Source organism: Streptomyces sp. NPDC059008, from assembly GCF_042749045.1.
Classification (GTDB): domain Bacteria; phylum Actinomycetota; class Actinomycetes; order Streptomycetales; family Streptomycetaceae; genus Streptomyces.
The window spans coordinates 344,676-360,355 of sequence record NZ_JBHYJC010000003.1 but is presented as its reverse complement, the minus strand read 5'-3'; the positions used below and the strand labels follow the sequence as shown (position 1 = coordinate 360,355).

The following is a 15,680-nucleotide window of genomic DNA, read 5'->3' as shown; positions in this document are numbered from 1 at the left end:
CATGACGACGTACGTCTACGCCATCACCGACGCCGGCCATCCGCTGCGACTGTCCGACGTCGCCGGGGTCGGCAACCCCGCGGCGCCGCTGCGCACCGTGCGGGCCAAGGACCTGTGCGCGGTGGTCAGCGACGCCCCGGCGGAGCTGCGCGCCAAGCGCCGGGACGTGGCGGCCCACCAGGACGTCCAGGAACGCCTGATGGCCGACGGCAGCTGTCTGCCGATGCGCTTCGGGCTGGTCGGGCCGGACGACGAGCAGGTCGCCGCCGTACTGGAAGAGCAGCACGACACCTACACCCGGCGGCTCGGGGAGCTGGCCGGGTGCCGGGAGTACCACCTCAAGGTGGCGCGGGACGAGGAGGACCTGCTGCGGGAGATCGTGCGGGACTCCCCCGAGGTGCGCCGGTTGAACGACCGCACCCGGCACGGCTCCGGCCCGTACGACGACAAACTGGTGCTCGGCGAGCTGATCTCGCAAGAGGTCCGGGCCCGCCAGGACCGCGCCCGCGCGGAGATCCTGGCCCGGCTCGCACCGGCCGCGGTACGCATCGAGGACGGGGAACCCACCAAGCACTACTTCCTCACCACCTCGTTCCTCGTGGCGCGGGAGCAGGCAGTCGCCTTCTCCCAGGCGGTCCGCACGGAGGCGCAACAGCGCGGCACCCCGTACACCTTCCGGCTCTACGGCCCGCTGCCGCCGTACAGCTTCGTCTGACCGCACCCGGGCCGCGCCCTCGGCACCGGGAGACCGATCGGACGGGAGGTCTCGATGGGGCTGCTCACCCACCTGCTGACCCTGCCGATCGCCCCGCTCAGGGGCACCGTCCGGGTCCTCGACCAGGTACTGCTCACCGCGGAGCACGAGTTCTACGACCCGGAGCCGGTCTATGAGCAACTCGCCGAACTGGAACGGCAGTTGCTGGAGCGGCGGATCGGGCCCGAGGAGTTCGACGCCCGCGAGGACGAACTGCTGGACCGGCTGGAGTGGATCCAGGCCCGCCGGCGTCCACCACGAGGAGGCTGAACCGCATGCCCGACCCGCTGACCGGACCGGGGGGAACCGCCGCGCCCATGAGGACCTCCCCCGCGCCGCCCCCGTACGGCCGGCCGGGGGCCGGGCCCGGCTCCTCCGCCAACCTCGCCGACATCCTGGAACGCGTCCTCGACAAGGGCGTGGTCATCGCCGGCGACATCCAGATCAATCTGCTCGACATCGAGCTGCTGACCATCAAAATCCGGTTGCTCGTCGCCTCCGTCGACAAGGCCAAGGAGATGGGCATCGACTGGTGGGAGCACGATCCCTCGCTCTCCTCCGGGGCCCGTGGGCCCGCGGCCCGGCCCCTCTCCGCCGGGGAGGAACAGCCGGCGGCCGGAGGGGAGGCAGGCCGGGAAGCCGGCCGGCAGCAGCGACCGCAAGGAGAGGAGAACCGGTGAACGGGCCGTGGCACAGCTATGTCTACGCGGTCGGGCGGGGCGGCGGCGACCTCGACGCGGTGGCCGCCGCGCTGACCGGGGTGCGCGGCGCCCCCCTGCGGACCGTCGCCGGGTCCGGGCTGACGGCTCTGGTGTCCTCCGTCCCGGCCGACGACTTCGGTACGGACGGGCTCACCGAGCGGATGGCGGACCTGGCGGAGCTGGAGGCACTGGCCCGCACCCACCACGAGGTCGTGGAGGCGGCGCACGCCCGGACGACGGTGTTGCCGATGCGGCTGGCGACGGTGTACCTGGACGACGCCCGGGTACCCGCGATGTTGTCCGAACGCACCCCGGATTTCGGTGAGTTGCTGTCCTGGCTCCACGGCCATGCCGAGCTGGGAGTGAAGGTCTACGCGGACCCGGTCGGCGCGCACGCCCGAGCCGTCCCCGCCGCGCCGTCGGCCGGCTCGGGCCGCGCCTATCTGCGCCGGCGCCGGGACCAACATCGCCGGCGGGACGACGCGTACCGCGCGGCGGGAGTCGTGGCCGGCGCGGTCCGGGACACGGTGGCACCACTGACGCGGGACGTGGTCGCCCACCGCCCCCAGCAGGGTGAACTGACCTCCGGTCCGGGCGAGAACGTCGCCAACGAGGCGTATCTCGTGCCCCGCACCCGCGTGCGGGAGTTCCATCAGGCACTGGCCGGCCTGGCCGGCAGCGACGCCGGCGTACGGGTCGAGATCACCGGGCCGTGGGCGCCGTACTCCTTCGCGGGCCGGCCGACGCACGGCGGGACGGCATGACGGCAAGTGAGGTCACCGCGCCCGCCGGAGGCTCGTCCGGGCCGGGCGGGCCCGCAGGAGCCGCCCGAGTCGCCGGTCCGCAGATCGCCCTGATCGATCTCCTCGACCGGCTGCTCAACGGCGGCGCGGTCCTCACCGGGGACCTGGTCCTGTCCATCGCCGACGTGGACCTCGTCCGGATCAGCCTCCGTGCCGTTGTCCACTCGATCACTCAACAGGAGGCACTCCCTTGGCAGGAGGCACCCCTTCAGGAGGCATTCCCCTATGAGGCAGGACTCCACCGGGCCGACGGCGCCCGCGACCCTCGCCCAGCGGCTGGAGAGCGACCCGGAGACGGTCGAACGTGATCTGGTCAAACTCGTGCTGACGGTCGTCGAGCTGCTGCGTCAGCTCATGGAACGCACCGCACTCCACCGGGCGGACCAGGGCGATCTGACGGAGGACCAGGAGGAGCGGGTCGGTATGACGCTGATGATCCTCCACGACCGGATGACGGAACTGTGTGAGCGCTACGGCTTCACGATGGACGATCTCAATCTCGACCTCGGGCCCCTCGGTTCCCTGCTCCCGCGGAACTCGCCCTGAGCCGCCGGGGCTTCGACGAACCTCTCTCACCCCACCCTCGAAGACAGACATTCCACCTCATCCATGACAGGAGGAACCCATGGCACCCCTGCTACTCGTCCTACTGCTCGCGCTGCTGCTGTTCGGGGCCGGCTTCGCACTCAAGGCGCTGTGGATCGCCGCGGTCGTCGTGCTGGTCTTCTGGTTGCTCGGCTTCCTGATGCGGTCGACCGGGGCCGGTGGCGGCCGCGCCCGCTGGTACCGCTGGTAGCCGTCGGGCGGGCGGCCGTCCGGGCCAGGTCGGCCGCCCGCCCCCGCCTCCCCCGAGGCCGACGGTCACCCCGCTCCGGCCCCGAAGGCCCGGCGCGCCGCGCGGCGCCAGCGGTTGGCGGGGAGGGACGGATGCAGGGCGGCGAGGGCACCGCAGTACTTGGTGAAGACGGCGGGGTGCAGACCGTGGGCGTGCAGGACCCGGTCCGCATCGGTCAGGTGCCCGGTCGATTTCGTCTCGACCAGCACGAGGTCCGTGGCACAGTGCACGGCCTGTTGCGTCCTCAGGTCGATGCAGACCAGTCCCGCGTCGCAGGTGATGCGCTCGCCGTCGCCCACGAAGGTCGCGCGGAGGTAGTCCGTGCTGAGGGAGGGGTGCAGGATGGCGGGCGCGGCGATCGCATAGGCCCGCTCCAGGGTTGCCGCGAGGAATGCCTGGTGGGCGGGGTCGAGCGGGGTGTCCGCTCCGGTGAGGGGCCGACGGTGCTTGACGGTGTCGCCGCGGCGGCCCTTGAGCTTGATCTCGTACTGCCGCTCACCGGAGTCCTCATAGACCCGCTCGCGGATCTTGAAGCGGAGGCGGCGGCCCTGGCGGTGGTCGTGGAAGGAGCGGAGGCCGGGGGTGTCGTAGTAGACCGAGTGATAGCGGAAGGCGCGACGGCCGTCGATGGCCAGAGCGCGCAGCGGCCGACCGCGCTGCTGTGGCGCGGTGAGTCGGCCGATCACGCGCGTGAAGGTTTCCGCCGGTACCAGATAGCTGCGGTCGAAGCGCGCGAGCAGGGCGGACCGCTCGTTGACCTCGTCGAGGGAGAGGGGATCGGCGTCGTGGGCCGCCTCGTTGATGGCCTGTACGGCCGCCGGGGCGGGCACCACCGTCCCGGCCGTCATGCCGCGTCCAGTACGGGCGCGGTCGGACGCACGAGTTCGGACCCGGCCGTCTGCCGGCCGACGGCCCTCGACGCGGCCTCACGGTAACGGACGTCGACGACCATCAGGTCGCGCACGAAGTCCACCTCCATGACCGTCCATTGCAGTGGTTCGCCCAGTCGTCGCGCGAGGTCGGCGCGGAGCGGGGCGGGGTCGCTGTGGACGGTGTCGAGGGTGACGACCGTGCGGCGGGCTCGGGCGAACAGCCGCGGGTGATCGGCCGAGTAGACGACTGCCAGGAGCACGGCGCTCAACGTGGCGGCGAGGCCGAACGACAGGTGCGGCAGGCCGCAGATGAGTCCGAGGACGAGCGTGGTGAAGTAGTAGGCGACTTCCTCGTGCTGGACGGAGTCGGAGCGGAGCCTGATGATCGACAGGACACCGAAGAGGCCGAAGCCGACCGCGGTGCCTCCGCTGCCGCCCACCGCGGCGAGTGCCACGACGACGGTGAACAGGGCGACGTTCAGGGCCAGATACGCCGGCACGAGGTCGCGGCGCCGGTGCCTGGGGTAGTAGATCGCGAACGTCAGCAGGCAGACGGCGGCGAGGTCGAGCCCCAGGTGGGCGACGAGGTGACGTAACGAATCCATGGGTCCACTCTCTGTGAGGAGCGAAGGAGATCCAGACCCTAGGGAAACGCACGGTGAACAGTCACCCCCCGCTCGGTGGATGTTGGCGGATCTTGGCAGTTACTGTCGGTAAGTGTCCGAATGTGCATCACAGTTGGCGGCTTGCGTGTCCAGGCCCCGAGTCATCACGGATCAACGGAATTTCACCGATATTCCAGCGACGTCGGTCAAGTTGGTGAGCCAGTACGGGACACGGGTCCGGCCCGGCCGGACGACACGGAGGTACCGGATGACGAGCATGAAGCGGCGAGACCTGTGGGGCATGGCCCGCGAGGCCCGCAGGGCGAGGGAAGCGGGCGACGTGACGCACACGGTGCAGCTCTACCTCAATCGGCCGGTGTACGGAAAGCGGGCCGTCAGGAGGGCGGACCGCGGAGTCGACGAGACGATCCGGGCCATCGAGCGCGAGGGCTGGAAGTGCTGTTCGGTCGAGCCGTGGCTCGGCACCGGCGTGCTGCTCGGCTTCGTACGGGCCGGCTGACGGCGCCACCCCGGGCCGGCTCCCGCTGTCCGGAGGAGCGGCTTCACCCGCCGGCCACGCCCGTGGGCGAGTCCCGGCACCGCCCACGAATGGCGGCTTTCCCGCCGGGGCTTCCGGGATAAATGATCATTTGATACCGCACATCGAACTGCCCGAGGCCGGCGTCTCTCCAGCAGCGCGAACCGCGCTGGGACGCGGGAGGAAGTGCCCAGGTGAGCAACAGGCATGGCCGCCCCGCCCAGCGGCCCAACCGGCGGGGACCGGGGCACGGCCGTCCACGGCATGTGGTGCTGGGCAGCCGGCCGACGGGAGCGGTGGGCCGGGCCCGGTCGATGTCCGCCGTACCGGGCGTCCGGGCGCGCGTCGACGGCGCTACGGTCCCCTCCGGTCTGCGGATGGCCGCCGCGTACGCGTGGCGGCTGCTGGCAGTCGGGGTGGTGGTGTACGCGGCGTTCACGGTGCTGGGCCGCTTCCAGCTCGTCGCGGTCGCGGTGTTCCTCGCCCTGGTGATCACCTCGGTGCTGCGACCACTGGTCGACCTGCTCTCCCGCCGACTGCCCCGAGCGGTGGCAGTGGTGGTGTCCCTCCTGGGCAGCATCGTGGCGCTGCTGGCGCTGTTGGCGCTGGTGGGCCACGCGGTGGCGGGGGAATGGGACCGGCTCGCGGGGGAACTCGGCGGGGGCATCGACCGGATCAAGCAATGGCTCGAAGGCCCCCCGTTCCACGTCAGCCACACCGCGCTGGCAGACCTCCAGGGAAAGACCGCCTCCTTCCTGGCCTCGCACCGCTCCGCCCTGATCAGCGGCGCGCTCAGCGGGGCCGGCCGGGCCATCGAGCTGGTCACCGGGGGTGCGCTGGCGCTGTTCTGCTCGGTCTTCTTCATCCACTCGGGCGAACGGCTGTGGCTGTGGACCTGTGGCCAGCTGCCGGAGGCCGCCCGTTCCCGGTGGCGCGGCGCCGGGCGGGCGGCGTGGCACACCTTCGCCGGCTACACCCGCGGCATCATCATCGTGGCCGGCACCAACGCCCTGCTCGTCGGGCTCGCGCTGTTCGTCCTGCGGGTGCCGCTGGCCCTGCCACTGGCCCTGCTGGAGTTCGTCGCCGCCTTCGTCCCGCTGGTCGGCTCGCCCATCGCCCTGGCGGTGGCCACCATGGTGGCCCTGGCGGGGCGCGGCCCGCTGGTCGCCCTGGTCGTGCTGTCACTCATCGTCGTCATCGGCCAGCTCGAAGGCCATGTGCTGCATCCGCTCGTGTTGAGCTGGGCGGTGCGGCTCCATCCGGTGGTCGTCGCCATCTGCGTCATCGCCGGCAGCATCGTCGCAGGAGTCATCGGCGCTGTCGTGGCCGTGCCCATGGTCTCGGTCGCCTGGTCCGTGATCCAGGCCCTGCGCGCCCCGGACGACCGGTCACCAGCCTGACGCCTCCGGTGTTCCCCTTCCCGCCGGTCGGCGCGCACCCCGCCCCTGCGGCTTCGGAAAAGCTGTGGTTCGAGATCGAACCTGTCGTATAGGCTGCGGCGATTTTTCAAGACTTCATACTCAAGGTCGGGGGATTGCGGAATGCGCAAGGCATCGCAGGCCGTGGTGGGGGCGTTGGTCGCGATGAGCGTGCTCAGCGGCTGCTCGTTCGGCTGGGGCGGGGACGAGAAGAAGAAGGTCGCCGAGAAGAAGCTGGGCGACAAGGGCACGGCGTGCGAACTGCCGGTGCACTTCACCCTTGCGACGTCCTGGAAGGCAGTGGCCATCACGCGGGCGACGGTGGACCGGATGGGCCCGCTCGGCCACCAGGGGCCGCTCACGCCCGCCTGCGAGCTCGACGCCAAGCCCACCGGGCATATCGGCTTCCTCACCGTGTGGTCCGGCACCAAGGGCACTGCCGCGCCCGGCGGCACACCCCGCGCCCTGCTGAAGCAGTTCGTCGCCGCCGAGCACTTCGAGAGCAACGTCAAGTTCCGTGAGTCCAAGGCCGGTGGCCTGTCCGCCACCGAGGCCGGCTACACCGTCACCGACCTGTCCGCCGGCGTGGTCAGGCCCGAACGCGCGCTGGCCGTGATGACCAGGCACGGTGGCGTGGTCATCCATCTCGGAGGGCTCGACGCGGACGAGCACAAGGCCCTGCTCCCGGCGTTCGAGCTGGCCAAGAAGTCCCTCGGCCTGACCTCCTGAGCGAGGCCGCCGCGCCCCTGGACGAGCCGGCACCACGTGAGCCGCTCGCGTCAGGGCCGGCAGCCGGACGGGTGATCGGGCGTCCGGCGCGAGTCTCCAGGGGGCATCACCTTCCTGGAGTCGACGACGGCGGCAGGAGGACGAGGATGCGAGTGTCGGCCAGTTCCCGCGGTGGTTCTTCAAAGGGCCTGAGTGAGCGTCAGGTCAAGGGTGTCGTCACGCGTACCGAGGAGTCGTTCCTGCGTGCGCTCGATGCGCTCGGCCGTCTGGAGAAGCTGGACGCCGTCATCGCCCCCGTGCAGCGTGTGGTGCGAGGTCTGCCTCTGGGGAGTGCTCGCGATGTGCTGCACGGGCGGCCCATCGGTCATCCGCTGCATCCGGTGTTGGTGCAGGTTCCCCTCGGGACGTGGCTGTCCTCCGCGGTCTTGGACGTCGTGCCCGGTACCGGCCGCGGCTCCCGGCTGCTGGTGGGAGTGGGCGTTCTCGCCGCTGCTCCGGCCGCGCTGGCGGGCTGGGTGGACTGGGCCGAGCAGCACGAGGACCAGAGGCGTACCGGCTTGGTGCACGCCGTGTCGACCGCGGTGGCCGTCGGCCTGTACGCGGGGTCGTGGGTGCAACGCGGGCGGGGCCGTACGGTGTGGGGCAAGGCGTTGGGCCTGGCGGGGCTGTGCGCGGCGGGTGCCGGAGGAATGCTCGGCGGCCACCTCGCCTTCCGGCAGGCCGCCGGCCCTAACAAGGCGGAGCCCGTGCCCCGTCTGCTGGAGGACGCGTGGCAGTCCGTGGGAAGCGTGCAGGATTTCCCGGTCGGCCAGGCGGTGCGCCGACAGCTGGGCGAGGTACCGGTGCTCGTCGTCCGCGAGTCGAGCGGGCGGATCCACGTACTGGCCGACCGCTGCAGCCATCTGTCGGGGCCCCTGTCCAGCGGCAAGGTGACCGACGGTTGTGTGGAGTGCCCCTGGCACGGCAGCGTGTTCAGGCTCGCCGACGGTGCGAACGTCCGCGGGCCCGCGACGGCTCCCCAGCCCTCGTTCCTGGTGCGTCTCGACGGGAGCGGAGACGTCCAGGTGCGGCTGCCGGGGGCCGGCTGATACGGGGAGGAGCCCGCGCACCCGTTGCCGTGGCGCTCAGCCAGGGAGCCGGGGCAGCACTTCGGAACGATAGAAATCGAAGAATCCGCGCTGGTCAGGGCCGATCTGGCTGAGGTAGACGGCATCGAAGCCCGCCTCGACGTATGCGGTGATCGCCTGCACGTACGCCTCGGCGTCAGGTCCACAGGGCACGTTCTGTGCCACCCTCTCGCGGGTGATCAACTCATTGGCCTGCTCGAAGTGGCGCGGCGTGGGCAGGACCTGGGGCAGCTCTCCGGGCAGTTGTTCGTTGGCCCAGAGGCGATGGGCGGTGGCCACCGCCGCTTCACGCTCCTGCGCCCAGCACACCTTCAATCCGCCCATGGCGGGTTTCGTCGCACCCCCGCCGCGCCGGAATCGCTCCACGGCATCGGCGTCCGGGGACATCGTGACGAATCCGTCCCCGATACGGCCGGCCAGTTCGGTGGCGGCCGGCCCGAACCCGGAGACGTCGATGGGCACCGGCTCCTCGGGAACCGTGTAGAGGCGCGCGTTCTCGACCGTGTAGTACTTCCCGTGGTGGCTCACCTCCTCGCCTGTGAAGAGGCTCCGCATCACCTGTACGGCCTCTTCCAGCATCTCCAGACGGACGGCGGCCTGTGGCCATCGATCGCCGAGGACGTGCTCGTTGAGGGCTTCGCCGGAACCCACTCCGAGCCGGAACCTCCCGTTCGTCTGCACCGCCGCCGTCGCAGCCGCCTGAGCGGTGACCGCGGGGTGCAGGCGCATCGTCGGGCACGTCACGGCGGTCTCCACCGGGAGCGACGTCACCTGGGACAACGCGCCGATCACCGACCAGACGAAGGGGCTCTGGCCCTGCGCGTCGTGCCAGGGATGGAAGTGGTCGGAAATCCACAGCGAGGTGAAGCCGGCCTGTTCGGCCATCCGTGCCTGTTCCACCAGCGCCGCCGGGCCGTGCTCTTCGCAGGCCAGGAAGTACCCGTACTCAGCCATTGCTCCTCCGCGGTGTGACGGGCCTGCCGGGCACCTCCGAGCCGGCTGTGGGCGATGCGGCTGATCGCGAGGGGGCCGATCAGGACTTTCCCCGGCCGGTGACGAAGTCCCGGACCCGGTCCACCAGGCCGACCCCCGGCGCGAGGATCTTGTTCGCCGGCGGCGTGACGGGGGCGGCGGGGTGCGGACGGGTGGGAGCCATCTTCTTCGCCGTACGGATCTTGTCGCCGAGTGTCTTCAGGGTCTCGTCCGAGCAGGCCATGCTCAGCCGGGGGAAGAGGTTGTCCTCCTCGTCCTGCACATGGCGGCCGACCGCACTCTTGAGGGTCATGAACAGCTGATCCAGCTGCGGGTCGTCGGCGGAGCACCCTTCGAGCCTCTTGAGGATCTTCTCCACCTCCCCGTGGTCCTTGAGCTCCTTGTCGGCCATCGCACCGCCGTCGGCCACGTGCTCGCGCACCGTCGGGTACAGGTACTGCTCCTCCGCGACGGAGTGCCGTACGAGCTCGATGGTCACCTCGTCGATGAGGCGCTTGCGGTCCTGGTGGCCGCTGGGCAGGGCCTCGATCCGCCCGAAGAGATTCTCGACCTCGCGATGGTCCGTGGTCAGTTCCTCGATGATGTTTCCGCCGTGCGCCATGGTTACCTCCTGAAGCGGTGGACCGGACAGCCCGCGCAGCGCGTGCCGGGCGTTCACCACGTGTTCCCGGGCACGGCGACCGCTAACGGGGGAACGGGAGCCTTGGCCCTGGTTGGCTCCGCACCGTCACCCGTGCTGTGGCACGTCGGGGCGCGCCGAATGGCATGGACGCGGCATCCGGCGCGCCTCGGGAGCGGAGGGGGGATGGGCGGCTTTCAGTGCTATGCGTGACCTGCGCCATTTCGCCCGATAGCCCTTGCCCCTACGCTGCCGAGTGCCCGGGACCACGGGCCGACTCCGAGGCGCCTGTGAGATCCGCGAACCGCGGGTCTTCCGTGGCGCGCCAGAGAAGGGACGCCGCTTGTCCACCGACATCTCGCCGGTCATAGCCTCCACCGCGCAGTGGTTGCTGCGCTCGTACCCCGTGACCGGCGGCGCCGTCGACGCCGCCCTCGCAGAGGCCCAGGCCCGCCAGGCGGCCACGGTCTCGGCATGGCTGCGCTACCCGACGGCGGCGGATGTCGCCGTGGTCGCGCTCGTGGGCCCCGGGGGCTCGGCCCGGCTGGACTGGATCACCGGAGCCGACACGTCCGGGCCCGATGCTCCAGAGGAGCCGTGGCGGAGCTGGGTCGACGAGGTCGTGGCGAGCTGGGCCGCCTGCCTGCTCACCACGCCCGAGCTCGCCGAGGAGGCGGTGGCGGCCCTGGCGAGAGGTGAGCATGCCTCCGGGGTGAGCGTCGACTTCCGCCGGCTGACTCGGCCCGACGAACGCGATCGCCGGGCGACGGCGCTGCTGCGCCATCCGGATCTCCTCGCTCCGGTCGCGGATCTGCACCGTGCCGCGCTCGTACGGCACCTGCAGGGCGACCAGCTCGACGCGGACCGCGTCTAGCCCCCCGAGACCGCGCCCCCTGTTACTGCCGTGAGCACCCGGGCGTGCGGGTGCTCACGGCAGCAGGGGGGCGCAGGAGACAGCGTTCACCGGCCGAGGGCATTGCGGAGCTGCTGCTTGCTCATGTTGGACCGGCCTTCGATGTTCTTCTTCTTGGCCTCCTCGTACAGCTGGTCCTTGGTGGGGCCCTGGGATCCGCTGTGGGACCGTTCGCCGCCGCGTTGCGAGGCGGACTTCCTGTCCTGGGTGGAGACCTTGCTCGCGGTCTTCGACTCGCCGGAGCGGGCCCGTTCCTTGTTCACGGTCCGGGCGGCGATCTCCTTCGCCCGCCTGGTCGATTCGCCTCGCTGTTCGGCGCTCTCCTTGATGTGCTCGTATTGACGCTCGCGCTTCTTGCTCGAACCTGCAGGCATGGGCACTCCTCGTCCGTGGGCGTGTGGCGGCGTCCCGGCAGCGGCCGCCGGTCACGCATCCATTTTCTCCCTTTTTCGGCGGTTACGCCCGAGTCGGGACAGCTGATCGCGCGACGTCCGCTCGTTCAGGTCCGCGACCTGTGGGGGTACGAAGGACGCCCTCGCCCCTCGGCCGGCGCAACGATCACGCCCCGACCGCAACCGTCGCCGCTGACCGGCAGGAGCGGCGTGGAGCGTCGAGGATCTTTGACCTCAGCCGCCGTCAAGAGGCGGGATGGGTCGGGGACTTGAGGACCCAGGTGCCGCCCGAGCAGCCTTGCGGAACGGGTGGGAACCGGTGTCCTTTGACGTCGGTACTCCATCGGTCGACACCTCGTGGTGGCCGCGTTCGAAGCCGACTGCTTCTCGTCCGCGCTCTCAGGCGGCCCTTCCCGCCTGGGCGAATTCCGAGACGAAGGTCGCGCAGAAGGCCTTCAGGTCCCCCGGCTTCCGGCTGGTGATCAGCGTGTTGTGGCCCGCGGTGCACACCTTGACCTGCTCGTCCACCCAGGTGCCGCCGGCGTTGCGGATGTCGGTCCGCAGGCTGGGCCAAGAGGTCAGCGTGCGCCCCCGCACGACGTCGGCCTCGATCAGCGTCCATGGCGCGTGACAGATGGCCGCCACTGGCCGGCCCCGCTCGAAGAAGCCCCTGACGAAGGCGACCGCGTCCTTGTCCATGCGCAGGGCATCGGGGTTGGCGACGCCGCCGGGCAGGACCAGGCCGCCGTACTCCGTCACCTCCGTCGCGCCGACCGTACGGTCCACCTGGAAGGTGTCGGCCTTGTCCAAGTGGTGGTACGCCTGGATCCGTCCGCTTCGGGTGGACACCAGTTGCGGAACGTCACCCGAGTTCAGGACCGCTTGCCAGGGTTCGGTCAGTTCGACCTGTTCCACACCTTCGGGCGCTACCAGAAAGGCGATCTGCATCGGACGTCGTTCCTTTCTTCTGCGGTGTTGATGCCGGTCTTCTGTGGTGCTGTTGCCGGTCTTCTGTGGTGTCGGTGCCGGCCGGATGTAGGTGTCCGGCCGGCACGGGAGACGCGGCGGCAGGCCGCGGGCGCCCCCAGACCGATTCCCGCCGGGCGGAACCGCTCATGCCCGTTCGGCCCCGATTGGGCCGGATGCGCGCCGGGGTAACCGAACGGCTCACGGGCTCCGCGGTGCCGGGGAGGCCGCCCCCTTCGCCCGGGTGCCCGGAGGAGTGCCGACGAAACAGGCGGACGGACCGCGGAGCCGCCTACCTCTCGTCCGTGTCGCAACGGCGCGGACGAGGGTCGAGCGGGGTGAGGACGCCGAGGCGCTCCTCGATCCGCTGCGCCGCGTCCAGGCACAGGTCCTCGCGGTACATGCCCGCCATGACCTGGACGCCCTGCGGCAGCCCGGACGCGATTCCGGTGGGTACGGCCACGGCCGGCACCCCCACATACGTCGACGCGGTCAGCAGCCGCATCGGCAGGAACGTCGCGTCGCGCTCCTCCGGGGTCCGCGGCACCACTGGTCCGGGTATCGGCTGCGTGGACACCGGTCCGAGCAGCAGCGGGCAGTGCTCGAAGAAGCGGGCCCACGCGCGCTGGACCCCGAGGCGTAGGCCGGTCTGCCGGATGTACTCCTCCAGGCCGACAGCCGGGTGGCGTTCGATGTCCAGCTCGATGTGCCGGGCGCTGTCGTCGGTGAGCAGCCGCCTGAGCATCGGCCAGGCCAGGGAGAACTCGGTCCGCAGCAGTGCGCCGTAGCCGTCGAGAGCGTCCTGCAGCCGCGGTACCTCCACCTCCTCGACGGGGTGTCCGGCGTCCTCCAGGGCTGCCGCCGCCGCCTCGATCGCCGCGTGTACGTCCGGGTGGACGTCGCCCCGGCCGCCGGGGTCGGTCACCACGCCGACCCGCACCGGCGCGTTCGGCCCCGGCCCGTACAGCGGGGCCGGAACGGCCCGCGGGTCCTGCGGATCCGTCCCTGCGAGCGCCTCGTACGCCGCCCGCAGGTCCGCCACGGATCGCGCCAACGGCCCGTCCACCGGGAAGAGTTGGTGGCCCAGGACCGGCTCCTGGTCGTTCATCCGGTGGTCGGCCGGGAACCGCCCGTAGCTCGGTTTCAGCCCCGCGACACCGTTGAACGTCGCCGGGTTGCGCACCGACCCGCCGGAGTCGTTGCCCAGCCCCAGCGCCGCCATGCCGGTCGCCACCGCGACCGCGTCGCCGCCGCTGGTGCCGCCGGGAGTGCGCTGCGGGTCCCACGGATTGACGGTGTCCCCGAACAGCTGGCTGACCGTGTGCAGCCCGGCGATCGCCAGGTCGGGCATGTTGGTGCGCCCGATCGGAATCGCCCCGGCCGCGCGCAGCCGCCGCACCGGGGGCGCGTCCGCCCGCGCCACCCAGTCGCGGAAGTACGGCACGCCGTGCGTGGTCGCCGATCCGGCGACGTGGATGTTCTCCTTCACCGTGAACGGCACCCCGGCCAACGGGCCCAGCCGCTCGCCGGCGGCCCGGCGCCGGTCGGTCTCCCGCGCCGCCTGCCGGGCGCTGTCCTCCAGCAGCCGGGTCACCGCGTTCACCCGCGGGTTCACCGCGGCGATCCGCTCCAGGTGCGCCTCCACGGCCTCCGCCGCGGACACCTCCCCGGACGCCACCAGCTTCGCCAGCTCCGTCGCCCCCAGCGGCCACAGTTCGTTCGCCCCCATCGGGCCTCCCTTCACTCCGAGCAGCAAAGATACAGATCTGTATCTGGATACAGAAATGAATATCTGGGCTTTGGTGGACCGTAGGATGCCGCCGTGACATCTGAACGCAAGCGCCTGACCCGCGAAGAGAGCCGACAGCAGACCCGACACCGCCTGCTGGCCGCCGCCGCCGAGCTGTTCACCGAACGCGGCGTCAACGGCACCTCCGTCGAGCAGATCGCCGAGCGCGCCGGCTACACCCGCGGCGCCTTCTACGGGAACTTCGAGGACAAGAACGCCCTCGTCGCCGAGCTGCTCCACGACCGCACCCGCCGCGAACTCGAGGAGGTCCGCTCCCTCACCCAGGACGCCACCTCCGGCGCCGACGCCCTCGACAGACTCCGGGCCTGGAACCGCGACCGCGCCCAGCACCTGCCCCAATGGCTCGCGCTGCGCATGGAACTCGTCCTGTACGCCCTGCGGAACGACGAACTGCGTCCACTGCTCGGCGAACGCGAACTCCTCGCCCGCGGCGCCCACACCACCGGCTTGGAGCAGGCGTTCGCCGCCCGCGGCGTCACCTCGCCCGCCGATCCCGCGTTCCTCGCCCTGATCGTCCACGCCTTGGAGGACGGCCTGCTGATCCAGCGTCTGCTGACCCCCGACGGCATCCAGGACGACGTCGTCGTCGACGCCTTCGACCTGCTCCTGCGCTCCTGGACCGCACTCGCCCGGCAGCCGGCCCGGGAGAGCGACGGCCAGGACCCGCCGTCCCAGCGATAGGACGGCCGGGACCCGCCGTCGCAGCGGCGGCCGCGGGTCCCGGCACCCGCGGCCCCCGACGTGGCTATGTGAGGTCGGCGAGGAGCGCGTCGAGCGCCTTGGTCAGGGCCGCGGAATTGGCCGCGTCGAACCACGTGGTGCGGATGCGCTCGTTGATTCCGTTCGGTGTCTCGTGGTCGCCCGCGAGCTGGTGAAGAGAGCGGCCCTCGTCACCCAGCGAACGCTCGACGCCCTGGAAGAGACCGCGGACGTACCGGTCCGCGTCCTCGGAGGGAACGCCCTGCCGGGAGGCCCAATCGGTGAGCGTGGCCAGGTACCAGTAGTGGCTGGTCAGCGTGGCCGTCAGGGCGGAGAAGACGTTGAAGGACGCTTCGTCCGCGACGGGGAGCGCCCCGCCGAGGCGGTCGAAGAGTGCGTCCGCGGCCGGGTGGGAGGGGCACGTGACGGTGACGGACCGGCGTTCGCGCACGGCGGGCAGCGGGATGGCACGCACCAGCGGGGCGTCGGTGCCGAGCGTCTGGCGCAACTCGCCGATGCCGATGCCCGCCATGACGCTGACCACGACGCTGTCGCCGCCGACCTGGAGCCCGGCGAGGGCCTCGGAGCGGTCCTGGGGGCGGACGGCGATGAGCACTGTCTCGGAGCGGTTCACCACGTCCTGGTTGTCGGCACAGACCCGCACGTTCGGGTACTGCCGGGACAGTTCGGCGGCCGTACGGGACCCTCGTGGCGAGAGGTAGATCTCCGGCGGCTGCTCCACGCCGTCGCACAGACCGTCCACGATGGCCCGGCCGATCTCGCCCACGCCGATGATCCCGATGCGTTCCACTGTGTCTGCGTCTCCCTGATCGTCTCGGAAGCGGTGGTGCGTACGTCGACGCACGAGCCACCGCCGCTTGTACGTGCGCGATCCAACCACCTTGA

21 protein-coding genes are annotated in these 15,680 nt (G+C 71.1%); 13 read left to right on the top strand and 8 right to left on the bottom strand.

The annotated features are described in order from the left end of the window. Window position 1: 1 nt before the first annotated feature. The 7 genes from ACFWZH_RS06975 to ACFWZH_RS06945 all read left to right on the top strand — a co-directional run bounded on the left by ACFWZH_RS06975 (window position 2) and on the right by ACFWZH_RS06945 (window position 3,054). The gene (locus tag ACFWZH_RS06975) at window positions 2–715 is read left to right on the top strand and encodes a GvpL/GvpF family gas vesicle protein (protein ID WP_384426493.1); all 714 of its coding nucleotides are present in this window, start codon (window positions 2–4) and stop codon (window positions 713–715) included. Window positions 716–769: 54 nt separating this feature from the next. Further along, window positions 770–1,024 carry a gas vesicle protein GvpG gene (locus ACFWZH_RS06970; protein ID WP_384426491.1) on the top strand — a complete coding sequence of 85 codons (255 nt, stop codon included), beginning with the start codon at window positions 770–772 and terminating at the stop codon, window positions 1,022–1,024. A 47-nt stretch (window positions 1,025–1,071) separates the two neighbouring features. After that, complete coding sequence (locus ACFWZH_RS06965; RefSeq protein ID WP_384426793.1) at window positions 1,072–1,434, top strand: gas vesicle protein; 363 nt, start codon at window positions 1,072–1,074, stop codon at window positions 1,432–1,434. Next, window positions 1,431–2,219: a GvpL/GvpF family gas vesicle protein gene (locus tag ACFWZH_RS06960; protein WP_384426489.1), complete on the top strand. Its 789-nt coding sequence runs from the start codon at window positions 1,431–1,433 to the stop codon at window positions 2,217–2,219. The genes ACFWZH_RS06965 and ACFWZH_RS06960 overlap by 4 nt, the downstream gene beginning before the upstream one ends. After that, complete coding sequence (locus ACFWZH_RS06955; RefSeq protein ID WP_384426487.1) at window positions 2,216–2,566, top strand: gas vesicle protein; 351 nt, start codon at window positions 2,216–2,218, stop codon at window positions 2,564–2,566. The genes ACFWZH_RS06960 and ACFWZH_RS06955 overlap by 4 nt, the downstream gene beginning before the upstream one ends. After that, on the top strand, window positions 2,484–2,804 hold the full coding sequence (locus ACFWZH_RS06950) for a gas vesicle protein K (RefSeq protein WP_384426485.1): 321 nt from the start codon (window positions 2,484–2,486) through the stop codon (window positions 2,802–2,804). Before ACFWZH_RS06955 ends, ACFWZH_RS06950 begins: the two co-directional genes overlap by 83 nt. 79 nt (window positions 2,805–2,883) lie before the next feature. After that, window positions 2,884–3,054, top strand: coding sequence for a hydrophobic protein (locus ACFWZH_RS06945; protein ID WP_360944446.1), 171 nt, complete (start codon window positions 2,884–2,886; stop codon window positions 3,052–3,054). Between the two features lie 65 nt (window positions 3,055–3,119). Here ACFWZH_RS06945 and ACFWZH_RS06940 read toward each other — a convergent pair whose 3' ends face one another. Together ACFWZH_RS06940 and ACFWZH_RS06935 are read right to left on the bottom strand one after the other, a co-directional pair. After that, a complete protein-coding gene (locus ACFWZH_RS06940) occupies window positions 3,120–3,941 on the bottom strand; it encodes a polyphosphate polymerase domain-containing protein (protein ID WP_384426483.1) in 822 nt (273 codons plus the stop codon). After that, window positions 3,938–4,570 carry a DUF4956 domain-containing protein gene (locus ACFWZH_RS06935; protein WP_384426481.1) on the bottom strand — a complete coding sequence of 211 codons (633 nt, stop codon included), beginning with the start codon at window positions 4,568–4,570 and terminating at the stop codon, window positions 3,938–3,940. Before ACFWZH_RS06935 ends, ACFWZH_RS06940 begins: the two co-directional genes overlap by 4 nt. A 268-nt stretch (window positions 4,571–4,838) precedes the next feature. Here ACFWZH_RS06935 and ACFWZH_RS06930 point away from each other — a divergent pair, with 268 nt between their 5' ends. The 4 genes from ACFWZH_RS06930 (at window position 4,839) to ACFWZH_RS06915 (ending at window position 8,343) form a co-directional block, all read left to right on the top strand. After that, the gene (locus ACFWZH_RS06930; protein WP_384426479.1) at window positions 4,839–5,090 is read left to right on the top strand and encodes a hypothetical protein; all 252 of its coding nucleotides are present in this window, start codon (window positions 4,839–4,841) and stop codon (window positions 5,088–5,090) included. Between the two features lie 212 nt (window positions 5,091–5,302). After that, window positions 5,303–6,508 carry an AI-2E family transporter gene (locus tag ACFWZH_RS06925; RefSeq protein ID WP_384426477.1) on the top strand — a complete coding sequence of 402 codons (1,206 nt, stop codon included), beginning with the start codon at window positions 5,303–5,305 and terminating at the stop codon, window positions 6,506–6,508. Between the two features lie 141 nt (window positions 6,509–6,649). Then, on the top strand, window positions 6,650–7,255 hold the full coding sequence (locus ACFWZH_RS06920) for a lipoprotein (RefSeq protein WP_384426475.1): 606 nt from the start codon (window positions 6,650–6,652) through the stop codon (window positions 7,253–7,255). A 146-nt stretch (window positions 7,256–7,401) separates the two neighbouring features. Continuing rightward, a complete protein-coding gene (locus tag ACFWZH_RS06915; RefSeq protein WP_384426473.1) occupies window positions 7,402–8,343 on the top strand; it encodes a Rieske 2Fe-2S domain-containing protein in 942 nt (313 codons plus the stop codon). Between the two features lie 36 nt (window positions 8,344–8,379). Here ACFWZH_RS06915 and ACFWZH_RS06910 read toward each other — a convergent pair whose 3' ends face one another. Further along, on the bottom strand, window positions 8,380–9,336 hold the full coding sequence (locus tag ACFWZH_RS06910; RefSeq protein ID WP_384426471.1) for a TIGR03557 family F420-dependent LLM class oxidoreductase: 957 nt from the start codon (window positions 9,334–9,336) through the stop codon (window positions 8,380–8,382). Between the two features lie 79 nt (window positions 9,337–9,415). Then, window positions 9,416–9,976, bottom strand: a complete 561-nt coding sequence (locus tag ACFWZH_RS06905) for a hemerythrin domain-containing protein (protein WP_384426469.1) — start codon at window positions 9,974–9,976, stop codon at window positions 9,416–9,418. Window positions 9,977–10,337: 361 nt separating this feature from the next. On the opposite strand from ACFWZH_RS06905, the gene ACFWZH_RS06900 reads away from it, so the two are divergent. Further along, window positions 10,338–10,868 carry a hypothetical protein gene (locus ACFWZH_RS06900; RefSeq protein ID WP_384426467.1) on the top strand — a complete coding sequence of 177 codons (531 nt, stop codon included), beginning with the start codon at window positions 10,338–10,340 and terminating at the stop codon, window positions 10,866–10,868. An 86-nt stretch (window positions 10,869–10,954) separates the two neighbouring features. Here the strand turns inward: ACFWZH_RS06900 and ACFWZH_RS06895 are convergent, their stop codons facing one another. The 3 genes from ACFWZH_RS06895 to ACFWZH_RS06885 form a co-directional block, all read right to left on the bottom strand. Continuing rightward, a complete protein-coding gene (locus ACFWZH_RS06895) occupies window positions 10,955–11,281 on the bottom strand; it encodes a plasmid stabilization protein (protein WP_384426465.1) in 327 nt (108 codons plus the stop codon). Window positions 11,282–11,698: 417 nt separating this feature from the next. Beyond that, a complete protein-coding gene (locus tag ACFWZH_RS06890; RefSeq protein WP_384426463.1) occupies window positions 11,699–12,247 on the bottom strand; it encodes a type 1 glutamine amidotransferase domain-containing protein in 549 nt (182 codons plus the stop codon). A 310-nt stretch (window positions 12,248–12,557) separates the two neighbouring features. Further along, entirely contained in the window at window positions 12,558–13,994 is a 1,437-nt protein-coding gene (locus ACFWZH_RS06885) for an amidase (protein ID WP_384426461.1), read from the bottom strand. 93 nt (window positions 13,995–14,087) lie between these two features. Here ACFWZH_RS06885 and ACFWZH_RS06880 point away from each other — a divergent pair, with 93 nt between their 5' ends. Next, the gene (locus ACFWZH_RS06880; RefSeq protein ID WP_384426459.1) at window positions 14,088–14,756 is read left to right on the top strand and encodes a TetR/AcrR family transcriptional regulator; all 669 of its coding nucleotides are present in this window, start codon (window positions 14,088–14,090) and stop codon (window positions 14,754–14,756) included. A 64-nt stretch (window positions 14,757–14,820) separates the two neighbouring features. On the opposite strand, the gene ACFWZH_RS06875 is transcribed toward ACFWZH_RS06880, so the two are convergent. Further along, window positions 14,821–15,585 (bottom strand): NAD(P)-binding domain-containing protein, encoded by a 765-nt coding sequence (locus ACFWZH_RS06875; RefSeq protein WP_384426457.1) that lies wholly within the window; start codon window positions 15,583–15,585, stop codon window positions 14,821–14,823. Window positions 15,586–15,680: the final 95 nt, after the last annotated feature.

Excerpts from the sequence above, each read along its gene's own strand:
- ACFWZH_RS06975 (WP_384426493.1), top strand. The coding sequence starts at position 2 with ATGACGACGTACGTCTACGCCATCACCGACGCCGGCCATCCGCTGCGA.
- ACFWZH_RS06970 (WP_384426491.1), top strand. The coding sequence starts at position 770 with ATGGGGCTGCTCACCCACCTGCTGACCCTGCCGATCGCCCCGCTCAGG.
- ACFWZH_RS06965 (WP_384426793.1), top strand. The coding sequence starts at position 1,072 with ATGAGGACCTCCCCCGCGCCGCCCCCGTACGGCCGGCCGGGGGCCGGG.
- ACFWZH_RS06955 (WP_384426487.1), top strand. The coding sequence starts at position 2,216 with ATGACGGCAAGTGAGGTCACCGCGCCCGCCGGAGGCTCGTCCGGGCCG.
- ACFWZH_RS06950 (WP_384426485.1), top strand. The coding sequence starts at position 2,484 with ATGAGGCAGGACTCCACCGGGCCGACGGCGCCCGCGACCCTCGCCCAG.
- ACFWZH_RS06945 (WP_360944446.1), top strand. The coding sequence starts at position 2,884 with ATGGCACCCCTGCTACTCGTCCTACTGCTCGCGCTGCTGCTGTTCGGG.
- ACFWZH_RS06940 (WP_384426483.1), bottom strand. The coding sequence starts at position 3,941 with ATGACGGCCGGGACGGTGGTGCCCGCCCCGGCGGCCGTACAGGCCATC.
- ACFWZH_RS06935 (WP_384426481.1), bottom strand. The coding sequence starts at position 4,570 with ATGGATTCGTTACGTCACCTCGTCGCCCACCTGGGGCTCGACCTCGCC.
- ACFWZH_RS06930 (WP_384426479.1), top strand. The coding sequence starts at position 4,839 with ATGACGAGCATGAAGCGGCGAGACCTGTGGGGCATGGCCCGCGAGGCC.
- ACFWZH_RS06920 (WP_384426475.1), top strand. The coding sequence starts at position 6,650 with ATGCGCAAGGCATCGCAGGCCGTGGTGGGGGCGTTGGTCGCGATGAGC.
- ACFWZH_RS06915 (WP_384426473.1), top strand. The coding sequence starts at position 7,402 with ATGCGAGTGTCGGCCAGTTCCCGCGGTGGTTCTTCAAAGGGCCTGAGT.
- ACFWZH_RS06910 (WP_384426471.1), bottom strand. The coding sequence starts at position 9,336 with ATGGCTGAGTACGGGTACTTCCTGGCCTGCGAAGAGCACGGCCCGGCG.
- ACFWZH_RS06905 (WP_384426469.1), bottom strand. The coding sequence starts at position 9,976 with ATGGCGCACGGCGGAAACATCATCGAGGAACTGACCACGGACCATCGC.
- ACFWZH_RS06895 (WP_384426465.1), bottom strand. The coding sequence starts at position 11,281 with ATGCCTGCAGGTTCGAGCAAGAAGCGCGAGCGTCAATACGAGCACATC.
- ACFWZH_RS06890 (WP_384426463.1), bottom strand. The coding sequence starts at position 12,247 with ATGCAGATCGCCTTTCTGGTAGCGCCCGAAGGTGTGGAACAGGTCGAA.
- ACFWZH_RS06885 (WP_384426461.1), bottom strand. The coding sequence starts at position 13,994 with ATGGGGGCGAACGAACTGTGGCCGCTGGGGGCGACGGAGCTGGCGAAG.